At 60.3% G+C, this 12,234-nt stretch carries 12 protein-coding genes and 2 pseudogenes; 5 read left to right on the top strand and 9 right to left on the bottom strand.

What is annotated here, in order from left to right; genetic code table 11:
• Window positions 1–114 precede the first annotated feature (114 nt).
• Entirely contained in the window at window positions 115–987 is an 873-nt protein-coding gene (locus ACM6HV_RS18410) for a LysR family transcriptional regulator (RefSeq protein WP_414904939.1), read from the bottom strand.
• 121 nt (window positions 988–1,108) lie between these two features.
• Here ACM6HV_RS18410 and ACM6HV_RS18405 point away from each other — a divergent pair, with 121 nt between their 5' ends.
• The 3 genes from ACM6HV_RS18405 to ACM6HV_RS18395 all read left to right on the top strand — a co-directional run bounded on the left by ACM6HV_RS18405 (window position 1,109) and on the right by ACM6HV_RS18395 (window position 3,817).
• Entirely contained in the window at window positions 1,109–1,549 is a 441-nt protein-coding gene (locus ACM6HV_RS18405; protein WP_414904938.1) for a PACE efflux transporter, read from the top strand.
• Window positions 1,550–1,675: 126 nt separating this feature from the next.
• Window positions 1,676–3,100, top strand: a complete 1,425-nt coding sequence (locus ACM6HV_RS18400; protein WP_414904937.1) for an MFS transporter — start codon at window positions 1,676–1,678, stop codon at window positions 3,098–3,100.
• A gap of 156 nt (window positions 3,101–3,256) precedes the next feature.
• Window positions 3,257–3,817: a hypothetical protein gene (locus ACM6HV_RS18395; RefSeq protein WP_414904998.1), complete on the top strand. Its 561-nt coding sequence runs from the start codon at window positions 3,257–3,259 to the stop codon at window positions 3,815–3,817.
• Window positions 3,818–3,924: 107 nt separating this feature from the next.
• On the opposite strand, the pseudogene ACM6HV_RS18390 reads toward ACM6HV_RS18395, so the two are convergent.
• The 3 genes and pseudogenes from ACM6HV_RS18390 to ACM6HV_RS18380 form a co-directional block, all read right to left on the bottom strand.
• A pseudogene (locus ACM6HV_RS18390) lies at window positions 3,925–4,347 on the bottom strand (methyl-accepting chemotaxis protein); the annotation flags it as partial.
• Window positions 4,348–4,467: 120 nt separating this feature from the next.
• Window positions 4,468–5,244 (bottom strand): annotated as a pseudogene (locus tag ACM6HV_RS18385) (PAS domain-containing protein); the annotation flags it as partial.
• A gap of 407 nt (window positions 5,245–5,651) precedes the next feature.
• Complete coding sequence (locus ACM6HV_RS18380) at window positions 5,652–6,542, bottom strand: LysR family transcriptional regulator (RefSeq protein ID WP_121186810.1); 891 nt, start codon at window positions 6,540–6,542, stop codon at window positions 5,652–5,654.
• Between the two features lie 99 nt (window positions 6,543–6,641).
• Between ACM6HV_RS18380 and gstA the strand changes: the two genes are divergently transcribed.
• A complete protein-coding gene (gene gstA, locus ACM6HV_RS18375) occupies window positions 6,642–7,235 on the top strand; it encodes a glutathione transferase GstA (RefSeq protein ID WP_145594462.1) in 594 nt (197 codons plus the stop codon).
• A 125-nt stretch (window positions 7,236–7,360) separates the two neighbouring features.
• Here gstA and ACM6HV_RS18370 read toward each other — a convergent pair whose 3' ends face one another.
• The 4 genes from ACM6HV_RS18370 to ACM6HV_RS18355 form a co-directional block, all read right to left on the bottom strand.
• The gene (locus tag ACM6HV_RS18370) at window positions 7,361–8,374 is read right to left on the bottom strand and encodes an ABC transporter substrate-binding protein (protein ID WP_041066375.1); all 1,014 of its coding nucleotides are present in this window, start codon (window positions 8,372–8,374) and stop codon (window positions 7,361–7,363) included.
• Window positions 8,371–8,898, bottom strand: coding sequence for a sigma-70 family RNA polymerase sigma factor (locus tag ACM6HV_RS18365; RefSeq protein WP_086791903.1), 528 nt, complete (start codon window positions 8,896–8,898; stop codon window positions 8,371–8,373). Before ACM6HV_RS18365 ends, ACM6HV_RS18370 begins: the two co-directional genes overlap by 4 nt.
• A gap of 198 nt (window positions 8,899–9,096) precedes the next feature.
• Window positions 9,097–9,888, bottom strand: a complete 792-nt coding sequence (locus ACM6HV_RS18360) for a phosphate/phosphite/phosphonate ABC transporter substrate-binding protein (RefSeq protein WP_414904936.1) — start codon at window positions 9,886–9,888, stop codon at window positions 9,097–9,099.
• 44 nt (window positions 9,889–9,932) lie between these two features.
• Window positions 9,933–10,874, bottom strand: a complete 942-nt coding sequence (locus ACM6HV_RS18355) for a fatty acid desaturase (protein WP_145594469.1) — start codon at window positions 10,872–10,874, stop codon at window positions 9,933–9,935.
• Window positions 10,875–11,202: 328 nt separating this feature from the next.
• Here ACM6HV_RS18355 and ACM6HV_RS18350 point away from each other — a divergent pair, with 328 nt between their 5' ends.
• Window positions 11,203–11,610: a GNAT family N-acetyltransferase gene (locus tag ACM6HV_RS18350; RefSeq protein ID WP_414904935.1), complete on the top strand. Its 408-nt coding sequence runs from the start codon at window positions 11,203–11,205 to the stop codon at window positions 11,608–11,610.
• 82 nt (window positions 11,611–11,692) lie between these two features.
• Here the strand turns inward: ACM6HV_RS18350 and def are convergent, their stop codons facing one another.
• Complete coding sequence (gene def, locus ACM6HV_RS18345) at window positions 11,693–12,232, bottom strand: peptide deformylase (protein ID WP_047295954.1); 540 nt, start codon at window positions 12,230–12,232, stop codon at window positions 11,693–11,695.
• Window positions 12,233–12,234 lie beyond the last annotated feature (2 nt).

The raw sequence follows: 12,234 nt of genomic DNA, 5'->3' as shown, positions 1-12,234 counted from the left end.
TCACCCCTTGTGGGAGCGAGCCTGCTCGCGAAAGCGGTGGTGCAGATAAACCTGTGTCGTCTGACACACCGCATTCGCGAGCAGGCTCGCTCCCACATTGGATCTCCACTGTTTCTAGCGGCTGAGCAGGTCAACGAGGGCCGACGCGCCCTTCTGCAGTGGCTGGCTCTTGAGCCACACCGCGTGCACCGGCAGTACCAGGCCGTTTTCGATGTTGCGAAAATTCAGGCGCTGCAAGCGCCCGCTGTCCAGCCACGGCTGCACCACCGACAACGGAAAATTGCCCCAGCCCAGTCCCGCCTCGACCATCTCCAGCGCCGCCTCCAGCGTATCGGTGCGCCAGTGCGACTCAGCCACCAGCGGCCGGGTTTCGCTGATCGGCAAATCACGGCTGGCGACGAAAATCTGCCGCACATGCACCAGGTCTTCAAGGAACAGATCCTGCCCCCGCAACAATGGGCTGTCTGCCGCCAGCGTGGCGATCATCCGTTCGCTGCCGACAAACTGAAAACGCTCCAGCACGTTCATGCTCAACCCGGCAAACACCAGACACACGCTGACGCGGCCACGGTGCAGCATCGCCAGCACATCGTCCTGCGGTGCGGTCAGCACTTCGATGTCGAGCAGCGGATGACGCTCGGCAATCACCTTGATCGCGGCGAGCAAGCGGCGGCGATCGATGTCGGCGACCACACCAATCGACAGCTTGCTCTCCAGCCCCAGCGACAACTCCACCGCGTGCACTTGCAGCTGCTTGAGCTGCTCGGCAATCAACCGCGCATGGGGCACCAGTGACAGCGCCATCGCGGTTGGCTGCGGTTCGCGATGGCTGCGGTCGAACAAGGCATAGCCAAGCTCCGCCTCAAGATTGCCGATGCCCATGCTGACCGCCGAAGGCACCCTGCCCAAAGCGCGGGCGGCGGCGGAGAACGAGCCACGATCAATCACCGCAAGAAACAGCTCGATGCTGTCGCTGTTGAAATTCAAAACACCACCTATCACCAAAACTGAAAGCTACTGACTTTTTCTGTCACCACTATTGAAGCTATCTTTCGCCGCCTCCGCCAGTCCCGCTGGCCAACACATTGCAAGAAAGAGGCAAATCCCCATGCAAGGCGTCAAACGCAAACTGGTCTATGTGTCGCTTTACGAAGTGATCGGCATGACCTTCTCCGCCCTCGGCCTGGCGCTGTTGTCCGGCACTTCACCGGGCAGCACCGGCCCGCTGGCGGTGATCATCACCACCATCGCCGTGACCTGGAATTTCATCTACACCACACTGTTCGAGCATTGGGAAAGCCGCCAGAAATCACGCACCCGCACAGTCAAGCGGCGCATCGCCCACGCCGTGGGTTTTCAGCTGACACTGATCGTGTTCCTGATCCCGCTGATCGCCTGGTGGATGAACATCAGTCTGGTGCAGGCGTTCTTGCTGGATCTGGCGTTGATCATCTTCATCCCGTGCTACACGTTCGCCTTCAACGGGCTGTTCGATCGCATTTTCGGCCTGCCGGCCTCAGCGCTGCCCGACTCTGCCGCAGCGGCATAAATCGTTAATTCGTAAGCAGTTATTGCGAAAAATCGGCGGTATCTGCGGGAAAACCGCCGATATTCACAATCCATCAACTCCGATAGCAGGCTAAGCTTTTCCATCAATAAAAAATGGACCAGCCCCATGACTGCTCACGCCCCCGCCGCCGCGCAATGCGACGGCATCGATCCGATACGCGCCGCCGAGATTTCCGCCCGCATCGACCGCCTGCCCGCCGTCGCCACGATCTGGCGACTGGTGGCGCTGTTGTCGATTGGCGGCTTCTTCGAACTCTACGATTTGTTCCAGACGGCCTACATCAGCCCCGGGCTGATCCGTGACGGGATCTTCGCCACCGGCAATCAGGGTGTGTTCGGTTTCTCCGATCAGGCGGCATTCGCTTCGGCGACCTTCCTGGGTCTGTTCCTCGGCGCCAGCCTGCTCAGCCCGTTAGCCGATCGTTTCGGCCGCCGCGCGATTTTCACCTTTGCGCTGGTCTGGTACACGGTGGCCACGGTGCTGATGGGGATTCAAAGCTCGGCGCTGGGCATCATCTGCATGCGTTTTCTGGTGGGGATTGGCTTGGGCATCGAGCTGGTGACCATCGACGCCTACCTCTCGGAACTGGTGCCCAAACGCATGCGCAGTTCGGCGTTTGCCTTCGCCTTTTTCGTACAGTTTCTTTCGGTGCCGGCGGTGGCATTGATGTCGTGGTGGCTGGTGCCGCAGGCGCCGTTCGGCGTGTCGGGCTGGCGTTGGGTGGTGCTGGCGAGTGCGGTGTTTGCGCTGTTCATCTGGTGGCTGCGCAAGCGTCTGCCGGAGTCGCCGCGCTGGCTGGCGCAGCATGGGCGTTTCGATGAGGCGAACAGGATTCTCGACGACATCGAAGCCCGCTGCGAGAAGGATCACCGGCAACCGCTGGATGCGCCTGAAGCCGTTCCGGTGGATGTCGAGGGCAAGGGCCGTTTCGCCGATATCTGGCAACCGCCGTATCGGCGTCGGGCGCTGATGTTGATCGTGTTTCACGTGTTCCAGGCGATCGGTTTCTTCGGTTTCGGCAACTGGCTGCCGGCGCTGCTTTCCGGCCAGGGCGTGAGCGTCACTCACAGCCTGATGTACGCCTTCATCATCACCCTGGCCTACCCGCTCGGGCCATTGCTGTTCGTGAAGTTCGCCAACCGTTTCGAGAACAAATGGCAGATCGTCGGCTCAGCCCTTGGCGCCATGACCTTCGGCACCTTGTTCGCGTTACAGACCAGCGCCTTCGGCCTGATCTTCTGCGGGGTGATGATCACCTTCTGCAACGCTTGGCTGAGTTTCAGTTATCACTCGTACCAGAGCGAACTGTTCCCCACCAACATCCGCGCCCGGGCGGTGGGTTTCTGTTATTCGTTCAGTCGCTTGTCGACAGTGTTCAGCAGCCTGTTGATCGGGTTGTTCCTCGACTACTTCGGCACGCCCGGCGTGCTGGCGTTCATCGTCAGCAGCATGCTGATCGTGATGCTGACCATCGGCGGGTTCGGCCCGCGCACGCGCAATCTGGCACTGGAAAACATTGCCCATCGCTGACGGCCACACGGTCATCCTCTGCCGCCCGGCGGCAAGGGATGACCGCCTGATTGCGCATGCACCAACAGTACACCCTTGAAATAGCGGGATTTTCTGCAAAGGCACGCTAATTGCTCGGATATGCCCGTCAGCAATTATCCAAAGGTCTCCATCATGATGTTGGTCAGTGCCAAACAGCAGCAGCTCATCCACCTGCCCAAGCGGTTGGCGGATGACGCGACCACGACCGCCGCTGCCGGTCTGCAAAGCGGCCTGCACGGCGCCATGTTGCAATCGCTGCAGAACCAGACTCAGTCGCAAGCCACCGATGCGACCTCCAAGGTCCAGGATTCGGCCACGCAGATCGCCACCCAGCAAGTGGCCGCCGCCACGCGCATCAGCGATAACGTCGACGAAGCCTTCGCCAAGACCCGTGTCGGCCTGCAAACCACCGACGCCACGACTGCCGGCAGCACCAGCGACACCTCGGCCACCGACGCGTTCAAGGACTACATGAGCAAGTCGCCGGAACAGCGTCTGCGCGACAGTATCCTTCAAAGCATGGGCATCACCGAAGACGACATCAAAGCCATGCCGCCGGAGAAACAACTGGCCATCGGCAAAGAGATCGCCGAGCGTCTGCAGGACAAGATGAAACTGGCGCAGGCGGAAAAAGACAACGCCAATGATGTCAAGGACAGCGACAAACTGGCGGACAAGTTTCTCGCGGCGCTTTGACTGCAAACCCATGTAGGAGCTGCGGCACGCTGCGATCTTTTGATCTAAAAAAACAAAATCAAAAGATCGCAGCGTGCCGCAGCTCCTACAGGTTTTTGGCGTAGATGCTAGTTCAGTTGCAACGTCGCATTGAACTGTCCGATCGCATCCACCACATGCCGCGAACCCTGCTGAATCTCCAGGATCACCTCCCCCGCCTCGTTCGCCAGTTCCACACCCAGCCCGGTGCGGCTCAGGCTCGACTGCATGCTCGACACCGCGCTCAGCGACAGGTCATGGTTTTTGCGCACCACTTCGACAATCTCCAGGGTCGCCTGACTGGTGCGCGCCGCGAGACTGCGCACCTCGTCCGCGACCACGGCAAACCCGCGCCCGTGCTCACCGGCCCGGGCCGCTTCGATGGCGGCGTTGAGCGCCAGCAGATTGGTCTGGTCGGCGATCCCGCGAATGGTCTGGACGATGGTGCCGATGATGTCCGACTGCTTGTTCACCGCATCGATGCTCCGCGCCGCTTCGTTGAGGTCGCGGGAAATGTCCTGGATGATCTGCACCGTCTGCTGCACGACCTGTGAGCCTTTTTGCGCGCAGGCATCGTTCTGTACCGAGGTGCTGTGGGCCGATTCCGCGGCGTTCTGCAGCGTAGTCATCTGCTGGGTGATGTCGCTGGCGAACTTCACCACCTTGTACAAGCGACCCTTGGTGTCGAACAGCGGGTTGTACGAGGCTTCGAGATAAACCATCTGTCCGGACTTGTTCTTGCGCTCGAAACGGTGCGAGTGATATTCGCCGCGATTGAGCGACGCCCAGAACGCTTTGTACTGCGCCGATTCGGATTCGGAACGGTGACAGAACATACTGTGGTGATGGCCGACGATTTCCGGCAGCGTGTATTGCATGGTGCGCAGAAAGTTGTCGTTGGCGGTAATCACATTGCCTTCCGGGGTGAACTCGATCACCGCCATCGAACGGCTGATTGCCGCCAGCATGCTTTCTTCTTCGTGCTCTTTGTTGACTCGGGCGGTGATGTCGGCGGCAACTTTTATGACGCTTCTGACTTGTTTGTCCGGGCCGTACACCGGCATGTAACTGGCTTCAAGCCAGATCTCCCTGCCGGACTTGTTCAAGCGCAGAAACGTGCCGCTGACCGGCTCGCCCCGGGCCAGGTCGCGCCACAATCTGGCGTATTCCTCGCTGCGGTAAAACGCTTCTTCGCAGAACACCCGGTGATGTTTGCCACGCACTTCCTCGGCGCTGTAACCCATGGTCTTGCAGAAGTTTTCGTTGGCATCCAGAACAATGCCTTCGGGGGTAAATTCGATCATCGCCATCGAGCGGCTGATCGCTTCGAGCTTGGCGTTGGCTTCGGTCAAGGCGCAGCTGAAACGCTCGATTTCCTGCAGGTCAGCCTTGTGATGTAGGTTGAACATGGTTGTATCACCTTCCGCGCGGTCTTTTGATTTGATGAAAGTTCAGGTCTTTCAGAATCCACCACTACGTTCCACAGAACAGGCACACGCATTCCTCCACAGGAGGAAGTTGTCAGGTGATAAATGATGTTTAATCCGAGCGTGCATGCCGCGACGCTCTCATCAAGACATCCTTCTCTTGATAGCCCGCGAGCGGGCCAGCCCTAACGTGCAGAAGAACTTCCATGTACAACTGGCTCCTTGTTGGTTCAGTGTCCGGTGCCTTTGATTGCGCACTCTGGCAGCGTTGAAATCACGGCTAACCGATGACGGTCGACATAGTTAGTTACAGCTAGCATAGCCAGCGCCCTGCCACGCGCAAGGCCACTAGTCGGCCAGTATCTGGCACTTTTTGCACAAGAAACGGTTCAGCGAACGGAGGCAAGCGAAGTCTCCGCCAGCAAATCCAGCAGCGCCTGCACCGCTGCCGACGCCGTCTGCCCCGCAGGCAACACCAGCGAAAACACCCGCTCGACAGGTGGTTGCAGAGCAATCACGCGCAAGCCCTGACGGTCGACCGGCAAGGTCATTTCCGGCACCAGCGTCACGCCGAGGTTTTCCCGCACCAGCGTGAAAGCGCTGCTCCACTCGCGCACCTCGACCCGCACATCCTGCAACTGCAAACAGGCTTCGGCGGCAAGGCTGCGGGCGTTGGTCGAGCAACCGCCGGTGGCCAGCACAAAGGGCAGCGCGGTCAGTTCTTGCAGGGTGACGCCTTGCTCGGTTCCTCGCAGCGCCAGCGGATGGCCCGTCGGCACGACCGCCACCCATTCATCACGGCCCAATGGCCCGGCATTGCGCTCGGGGGCCGGGTTGAGCACCACACCGACATCCACCAGACCGGCCGCAAGCAAGGTTTCCACCTCGTCATCGCTGACCTCCAGCGCCACCACTTCGATCCCGGGGTACAGGCGATTGAACTGGCGCAGCAGCGGCGGCAGAAAACTCGCCAGGACCATGGGAAAACTTGCCAGGCGAATCGTCCCGCGCAGCATCGGGCGCACGCTGTCGACGGTCTGGCGAATGGTTTGCAGCGCGCCGAGCATTACGCGCGCCTGCTCAATCACCGGCAGCCCAATGGCGGTGGGCAAGGTTTGCCGGCTTTCGCGACTGAACAGTTGCACACCGAGGGTTTGTTCCATCAGCGCCAAGGCCTGGCTCGCGCCGGACTGGGTCATGCCGACCCGCTCGGCCGCGCGGGTGATGTTGCCGTGATCGGCCACAGCGACCACCAGCCGCCAATGCATCAGGTTCATCATGACAGTAGCTGTCCTTATGGCTGCTTTCTGAAAGATTAATTTTACCGAGGGTACGGCGCACTATGACACTGGCGCCAAATCCTCACCAGAGAGCTGCCGATGAAGCTGTATTACGCCCCGCAAGCCTGTTCACTGGCGCCGCACATTGTGTTGCGCGAACTGAAGCTGCCCTTCGTGCTGATTCGCGTCGACAACCGCAGCAAGCGCACCGCCAGCGGCGAAGACTTCCTGGCGATCAATCCCAAGGGCTATGTCGCCGCCCTGCAACTGGACAACGGCGCGGTGCTGACCGAAGGCCCGGTGATCCTGCAATATCTGGCGGATCTGCAACCACAGTCAGGGCTGGCGCCGGCGCCCGGCAGTTTCGAACGGCTGCGTTTGCAGGAGTGGCTGAATTTCATTTCGAGCGAGATCCACGGCGGCCTCGGCGCGCTGTTTGATGAGCGGCTGCCGGCCGAGGTGATCAAGGAGAAGTTGTTCAAGCGTTTTGCCGTGTTGGTCACGGTGCTGGAGCAGCAGGAGTATCTGCTGCCGAGCGGCTTCAGCGTGGCGGATGCATTGTTGTTTGTGGTGCTGCGTTGGGCCGGGTTGTTTGACATTGACCTGGCGCAGTGGCCGGCGCTGGCGCGGTTTCAGGCGCGGATTGAACAGCGGCCGACCGTGGTGGCGGCGTTGGCAGCAGAAGCGGCGTAGGCCTTCAGATCATTCGCGAGCAGGCTCGCTCCCACAGGGGTTTTGTGCACGTCAAAAATCCAGTGTGGGAGCGAGTCTGCTCGCGAAGGCGTCCGTTCAAACAACGCAGATCAACCGGCAGAAACTCAAAGTCCCGCCGTCACCTTGCTCGCCACCTCCCCCGGCACCCACGCCTGCCACACCTGCGGCTGATCACGCAGAAACGCTTCGGCGACCTGCCGCGGTGGCTGGCGCTTTTCGCTCATTCCGGCCAGCGTCTGGTTCAGCAGATCAATCGGCAAGTCGACTTTCTCGAAGAACGCCACCAGTTCCGGGTATTGCGCCTTGAACGGCGCCGACACGCCAATCGCCAGGCTGGCCGGCATCGAGCGGGTGCCCTTGGGATTCGGATTATTGGCATCGGCCAGGGTTTTCCAGGCCTCGGCATCGAACGGCGGTTCTTCGAGTTTTACCAGTTTGAAGCGCCCGAGCAGCGGCGTCGGCGACCAGTAATAGAACAGCACCGGTTTGCCGCGTTTGATCGATGACGCCACCTCGGCATCCAGCGCCGCGCCGGAGCCGGTGCGGAAGTTGACGTAGCTGTCGGTCAGCGCATAGGCCTTGAGCTTCTGGCTGTTGACGATCTCCGAGGTCCAGCCGGTCGGGCTGTTGAGAAAGCGTCCACGGCGCGGGTCTTCCGGGTCGCGGAACACGTCCTTGTAGCGCGGCAGGTCAGCCACCGATTTCAGCTCCGGGGCCAACGCTTTGATGCCGCGCTCGGGGTCGCCCTTGATCACGTATTCCGGCACCCACCAGCCCTCGGTTGCGCCCTTGACCGTGTCCCCAAGGCCGAACACCTTGCCTTCATTGGCAGCCTTGACCCACGCCGGACTGCGCCCGGCCCATTCCTCGCCGATCACTTGAATGTCGTTTTTCGCCAGCGCCGCTTCCAGGCTGACGGTGCTGCCCGGCAGCGTATCGGTCGGGTAGCCGTAGCCTTTCTCGACGATCAGCCGCAGCACCTCGGTGATGAAACTGCCGCTTTCCCAAGTGATGTCACCGAAGTGGATCGGCGCGGATTTTTCGCTGGCGGCAACGGCGCCAATGCTCAGGCTCAGTGCCAGCAACGAACGGCCGAGCAGGGTTTTGATCGATCTCATGCGGACCTCTTGTCTGTCAGGATTTGGTTGGCGCTGTGGCGGTCGCACAGGGCCTGGGAACGGCTCATGTAAACGCTGACCGAACGCTGCGAGATGCCCAGTTCGGCGGCGATTTGCGGGTAGGTCAGGCCATCGATCCGCGCCAGCAGGAAGGTCGAGCGGACCTTGCCGGGCAGGCGTTGCAAGCTGTGGTCGAGGCGCTTGAGGGTCTGGCTCAGGTGTGCGAGTTCTTCAGGCGAAGTGGCGACCTCGACCTCGAACTGCTGCACATGCCGGCGCTCCAGATCCGCGCGGCGCCAACGCTGATAAAGCAGGCGCTGGGCAATCGTGGTGAGCATGGCGCGGGGTTCACGAATCGCCGTGACACTGGGCGCCTGAAGCAATTGCGCGAAGGTTTCGGCAGCGATGTCTTCCGCGTTTTCGGCGTCGTGCAGCTGCCGGCGCAAGTACGTGCATAGCCAGCGATAGTGGGCGCGGAACAGCACGTCGAGATGATTGCGGTGAACGGTATCGGCGCCGGACATAAGGGCTCCTGGGTAAGGGGTCGCTGAATGTCCGGTGATCCGGTGGCGCGATCCTAGCAAGGCGCCTTATGCATTAATAATATTTATATTTCATTCCTATATTCTTTTTTGAGATATAAGAGCGAAAGATCGCAGCCTTCGGCAGCGCCTGCATTTGAAATGCGTTCAACCTGTAGGAGCTGCCGAAGGCTGCGATCTTTAGCGCAAGCGGCCATAGCCCAACTCTTCAGCCTCACGCTGATAGTCGAGCACAACCTGATAATCGCTTTCACTGGCTGCCAGAACCTCAGGCAATCCAAGGATCTGCGCCACATCCGGCAACTCAAGCAGCGTCTGATTCATCACCTCGCGCAAGCGCTCGATCTGTTTATCCGTAGTCGATACGGCAGTGATAAACGGCAACGTCGGACTGAACGCACTACGCGCCACAACCCGCAATCCGTTGACCTCCTCGGGTGCGTATTGCGCAAGGCAGGCATAGGTCACGCTGTCGATGGCCGCCAGATCGGCGCGTTCTTCACGCAGCCAGCGCAGACTCTCGCGGTGTGCGCCACTGATGCCGACCGTGGCGAAGAACTGCCCGTCGCGCTGCAACGGCGCCAGGCGCTGGCGCAACAGATTCATGCCACTGTTGGAGTCTTCACTGTTGATCACCCCGCGACTGCCACGAAAATCCGCCAGGGTTTTGCGCACATCATCGGCACGGCTGAGGATCAGGCTGCAGTGATTGCCGGCGCTGGCGTCGGGCAATTCGTAGCGCGGGCGACCGACGATGCGCACCTGATCGCGCAGCAAGGTCATCAAGGGGTAGCCGCAGGTTTGCGTCAGTAGCAGATCGGGCGACAACCACAGTTCGGGCAGCGACAGTCTGGCGGCGTTCAGGCGGGAGTGGCCGAGGTGTTTGAGGATGCGTGAAATCCAGCGCTCGCTGGCCGCACGAATGGGCTCGGGGGCGGTGTACATCAGCAGTTCGACGTGGTGTTGGGTCATACACATTATTTCCCTGCAAATACTTACCTGTGGTGTTCCTGGGGTCAGTGGAAGGGATGCTCGGGACTGTCAATCGGCTTGAGCCCGTGGCGCCACCACAACTGCCCATAACCCTGCACCAGAAATCCGCCGCTACGCGCGACCCATTGCTCGCGGCGCATACGGTAAGCCTGGGGCAAGTCGTACCACGCCAGCCCCGGCAGGTCGTGATGCACCAGATGAAAATTCAGATTCAGAAACAGCCAGCGCCATGGCCAGCCGGCCTCGTTGAGCACGGTGCGTTGCTCCGGTTGTGCGTGCGGGCGGTGTTCATAGTAGGAGCGGATCATCGCAATCGACAGTGCGGGCACACTGATCAGCAACAGGTAATGCCAGACCGGCAACGCGCTGAAGCGCGCGACAAACCACAGCATCAACACGGTGAACGCACCGTGGGTCAGCCACATTAGCCAGGCTTGCCGCTCGCGGTTTTTCAGGCGTTGCAGTTCTTCCGCGGCCAATGCCAGCAAGGCTAGCGGCGCGCCAATCGCGAACCGCCCGAGCACGGTCTTGTTCAGCCAGTGCAGGCCGCGTTCGAACAAGGAACTGCCCTGCCAACGCACCGCCGTCAGATAACGGCTTTCCGGATCGACACCGGGCACTGTCAGGTCTTCATCGCGGTGATGCAACAGATGGCTGTCGCGATACAAGGTGTACGGGTACCACACCGCAAAGGGTGCGTAGCCGAGGATTTTATTGAAAAGCACCGAACGGGTCGGATGTCCATGCAGCAACTCATGCTGCACTGACAGCCACAGCACCAGCAGCGGAATCAGCAGCAATGTACTCAAGCCGCGACCGAGCCACTGACTGTTGATGATGATCGAGAACCAGCCGCCATACACGCCGATCAGCAGCAGCCATGTCGGCCATTCGGTGCGGGCGGTGAAGCGCTGGCGCAGGGTTTCGATTTGCTGGCGATGGTCGGCGTCGAAGTAATTCGGCATGGCGTGGCTCGGAACGGGAATCTTCCCCTTCTGTGCAACGAAGCCGGGCAATCTTGCAGATTATTTTTGCGCTGAGGCGGGAGGGAGCCCGGAGGACGGGCTCCCGAGGGACGTGATCAATGACCGAAAATATCGACCTTCTTGGCTTTTTTCTCTGCACGCTTTTCAATCGCCGTCTTGGCCGGTTTCTTCTTCGCGGCTTTCTTTGAATCCATACCTTTGGACATGATGCGTACTCCACTCACAGGGATGTAGGCTCAGGTATACACCTATCGCGCGTCGCGCGTTCTTTTATAATCGGCGCTTTGCCCGCCGTCAGTCCGATCCCATGTCCGATACCCAGTACAGCCTGCTCGATGAGCCTTTGTGGCCATTGATGAACAAGTTTTACCGCCGCCACCAATCGTCGATGAAAGCAGTGCGCGACGCGCAACTGTGGGTGGCCCGTCGCGAGGACATCGTCGCCGCGTTGTGCTTGCGGCCGGTGGTGGGCGGGCACTGGTTGACCGGATTGTTTGTTGATCCGGGTTGCCGCGCGCAAGGAATTGCCGGGCAGTTGATCGCGGCGGCGGTGAAGGATGTGCAGGAACCGGTATGGCTGTTCTGCCATCCGGATTTGCGCGGGTTTTATGAGCGGCGTGGCTTCAGCTTCGACCCTGCCCTGCCCTATGCATTGGCCGAACGGTTGAGCCGGTATGCGCGGAACAAGCCGATGATTGCGATGGGGCTTGTTTGAAGATCAAAAGATCGCAGCCTGCGGCAGCTCCTACAGGGATCGGTGTAGGAGCTGCCGAAGGCTGCGATCTTTTGATTTTTGCTTAATCGTCTGCGCTCGGATCAAGATCCGGGAACATCACTTCGGTAAAACCGAATTTGCTGAAATCGGTAATCCGCGAAGGATACAAGCGGCCGATCAGATGATCGCATTCGTGCTGCACCACCCGCGCATGAAAACCTGAGGCCACGCGTACGATCGGCTCGCCCTTGGGATCAAAGCCTTCGTAGCGAATCTGCTGATAACGATCCACCGCGCCACGCAGGCCGGGCACCGACAGGCAGCCTTCGAAACCCTCCTCGGTCAGCGGACTCAACGGCGTGATCAGCGGATTGATCAGGATCGTCTGCGGCACCGCTTCGGCGTCCGGGTAGCGTTCGCTGTGCTCGAAACCGAAGATCACCAGTTGCAGATCGACGCCGATCTGCGGCGCGGCCAGGCCAACTCCGCCGACGCTTTCCATGGTCTGGAACATGTCATCGATCAGTTGCCACAGCTCGGGGCTGTCGAACATCTCCGGCGGCACTGGCGGGGCGATGCGCAGCAGACGTTCGTCGCCCATTTTGAGGATTTCACGAATCATGA

The organism is Pseudomonas sp. IT-P260 (assembly GCF_949768395.1).
Lineage (GTDB): Bacteria > Pseudomonadota > Gammaproteobacteria > Pseudomonadales > Pseudomonadaceae > Aquipseudomonas > Aquipseudomonas parakoreensis.
Note: the sequence above shows the minus strand (reverse complement) of the source record. Positions and strands in the feature narration are given on the sequence as shown.